The organism is Raineya orbicola, from assembly GCF_002843425.1.
In the GTDB taxonomy this organism is placed as follows: Bacteria; Bacteroidota; Bacteroidia; order Cytophagales; family Thermonemataceae; genus Raineya; species Raineya orbicola.
The window spans coordinates 1-2,689 of the sequence record NZ_NKXO01000078.1 but is presented as its reverse complement, the minus strand read 5'-3'; the positions used below and the strand labels follow the sequence as shown (position 1 = coordinate 2,689).

Sequence of the window (2,689 nt, the reverse complement as noted above, 5' to 3'; positions counted from 1 at the left end):
AGAGGTAATTGACTCATATGATTAAATATTTAAAAAGTACAACTCAAAGTTAATCATTTTTTCAATTACCCTAAGTTTTTTTATTTAAATCCCTTGAAAACAATAAGTTAGACTTATAATTCACGTTGTCAAATATACCTTCAAAGATATTTTGGAGTATAAAGTAGATAGACCTTGGTACCAAGGCGGCGATAGCAAAACGCTGCTGATTGTCGCAGGTGAGGCAGTAGGTTGCATAGATTTAACTAAAATCAGAAAAGAGCATATTCTTGAAAAAGATAGCGTAATGATTATACAACTTCCCAAGCCCGAACTTTGCTATGTAAAAGTAAATCAGCAAGATAGTAGAGTATATGAAGTAGAAACAGGCTTTATGACTTTTGATGAAGCCAAACTTATTGAAACTGCCTATAAAGAAGCCGAAAAACAAGTAGCAAAAACAGCTTTGGAAAGTAACATTATGGAACAAACCAAAAAAAATGCAGAACTAATCCTCAAACCTACTCTGGAGCAGATTGCAAGAAAAAAAGTAGTTTTTCGCTATGACCTTACAGGTGTAAAAATTGAAACCGAAACCAAACCTATTTTTCAAAAATAAATTTTCAAAAAGATATTGACAACTCATAAAATTTTCTTATTTTTCCGTAAAATTTCCTTAAAAGAACCTTAAAACTAAACAATTATGAGAAAAGTTGTTTTCTACGCAATACTTACCTGTTTGGCTTGTTTGTATGTTGCCTGTAACAATTCGGGTGGAAACGCTGTAAGTGGTGGAGGAGAAGATGCACAACAAAAACAAGAAAGATTGAAACACTTTCACGATGAGTATGCGGGGCTCAACCGCGAGCATCAAGAAATGGAAATGGAACGCCGAGACTATCAAGATTATTTTGATACATTACGTAACTTGTACACAAGTCTAAAGCCCCAGCCTGAACCTGCCTTTGATGCTCTACAACAGCGTTTTCAGGCTACTATGAAAGAGGATAGTGATATGATTAGTGAATTTGTAAAGGAAATTGATGAACTGCAAAATGTCATCAATCGCTATGAAAAAGGAGAAATTACGTACGAAAAAGCAGAACAAGATAGAAGAGTTTTGGATAGCAAACACCAAAAAGTGCAAAGCACACACGAAAAAATTTCCAAAGACTTAGATAAAGAAATTACCGAACTGAAAGAACTTATCACCAAAGCAGGAGGCAAAGATAAAATTCCTGCTATGTACACCAAAAACCGAGATGCTCTAAAAACAGGGAATACGGCTACTGCTACTACCACTGATACAACAAAAAAATAACTTATTTCTCTTATCTCAATAGTTGCAGGCATAGAAAAAAACTATGCCTGCTTTTATCTTTGGTACATATGCTCAAAAGAGAAATACGAGAGTTTTACAAAAAAAAGCGACAAAAACTAAGCGAACTGGAATGGCTTACCAAGAACAGAGCCATCACCGATAGGTTATTTCATTGGAATTTGCTTGAAAAGGTAAGCTATTTACACTTATTTTTACCTATCACAAGACAAAAAGAGCCTGATTTATGGAGTTTTATCTATCAGGTTTGGGAGGAAAAGCCTCACATTACCTTGCTTGTTTCTCGTACTCACCCCGAAACGAATAGCCTTTCGCATTATATTTTTACCGAAGATACAGAAATTCACGAAAATCGTTGGGGTGTGCCCGAGCCGCTTTCCACAGAAACTTTTGAAAAACTTTCTGAAATAGATATGGTACTTATTCCTCTTTTAGCCTTTGATACACAGGGCTATCGTGTAGGTTATGGGAAAGGTTTTTACGATAGGTTTCTTTCTGAGTGCCCAAAAGCCTTAAAAGTCGGTATTTCGCTTTTTGAAGCCTTACAAGAACCTATCAGCGATACAAACGAATATGATGTCAAATTAGATTTTTGCATTACCCCTCTGCAATTGTATGATTTTTCTTTTCCAAAATCATAAAAAGCTCGTTACCTGCTCGTGGAGGAATAGAATTGTAGCAAGTTTCAAAAACTTTCAAATCAAAATAAGGCTCAAAATAACTCAAATACTCATTTTTTGAGCCGCCAAAAGGCGGACCTGAATGTTCAAATTCTCTATTGAAAAGCACTCCCACCAACTTGCCTTTTTCTGATAACAACTCATACATTTTTTTTGCGTATAAAGCCCGCAAACTTGGTTCAATAGCACAGAAAAAAGTTTGTTCTACAATTAAATCATATTTTCCTGAAAGAGCAAAAAAATCTGCGTGGATAACTTTTACTTGTGAATAAGAGGCAAAATGTTTTTGCAGTTTTTCCACCAAAAAACCTGAAATATCCACAAGTGTAATACTCTGAAAGTCATTTTTTACTAAAAATTCAGCCTCGTAAGCATTTCCACAACCGGGAATTAGAATGTGAATATCCTTTCGGGTGAGTTGTTCAAAATAATTTTGCAAAGGTGTAGAAGGGTAACCTATATCCCAACCTGTTTGCTGATTGCGATAACGTTCTGTCCAAAATTCCTCGTTTAACATAGTGCCTAGCAGAATTTACTCTGAAAATCAAAAAATAAAGGCAAAAGTTTAGTCCTCCGACAAAAGTTGAATAGTTTTTACAAGTTGTGGATATTGGGTATCATTTAAGAGGCAATATTGCAAAAACAGGAAACCATACCTAAAAAAAGAGAACTCTCTACGCCCGTTAGGACA

The 2,689-nt window shown here is 35.2% G+C and carries 4 protein-coding genes; 3 read left to right on the top strand and 1 reads right to left on the bottom strand.

Annotation, left to right across the window (positions count from 1 at the left end; genetic code table 11):
* Nucleotides 1-115 precede the first annotated feature (115 nt).
* The 3 genes from Rain11_RS13615 (at nt 116) to Rain11_RS13605 (ending at nt 1,959) form a co-directional block, all read left to right on the top strand.
* Nucleotides 116-598 carry a DUF4230 domain-containing protein gene (locus Rain11_RS13615; RefSeq protein WP_101359919.1) on the top strand — a complete coding sequence of 161 codons (483 nt, stop codon included), beginning with the start codon at nt 116-118 and terminating at the stop codon, nt 596-598.
* Nucleotides 599-682: 84 nt separating this feature from the next.
* Entirely contained in the window at nt 683-1,300 is a 618-nt protein-coding gene (locus tag Rain11_RS13610; RefSeq protein ID WP_101359918.1) for a hypothetical protein, read from the top strand.
* Nucleotides 1,301-1,368: 68 nt separating this feature from the next.
* Nucleotides 1,369-1,959: a 5-formyltetrahydrofolate cyclo-ligase gene (locus Rain11_RS13605; protein WP_101359917.1), complete on the top strand. Its 591-nt coding sequence runs from the start codon at nt 1,369-1,371 to the stop codon at nt 1,957-1,959.
* On the opposite strand, the gene Rain11_RS13600 is transcribed toward Rain11_RS13605, so the two are convergent.
* On the bottom strand, nt 1,916-2,515 hold the full coding sequence (locus tag Rain11_RS13600; RefSeq protein ID WP_101359916.1) for a methyltransferase domain-containing protein: 600 nt from the start codon (nt 2,513-2,515) through the stop codon (nt 1,916-1,918). The genes Rain11_RS13605 and Rain11_RS13600 overlap by 44 nt on opposite strands.
* Nucleotides 2,516-2,689: the final 174 nt, after the last annotated feature.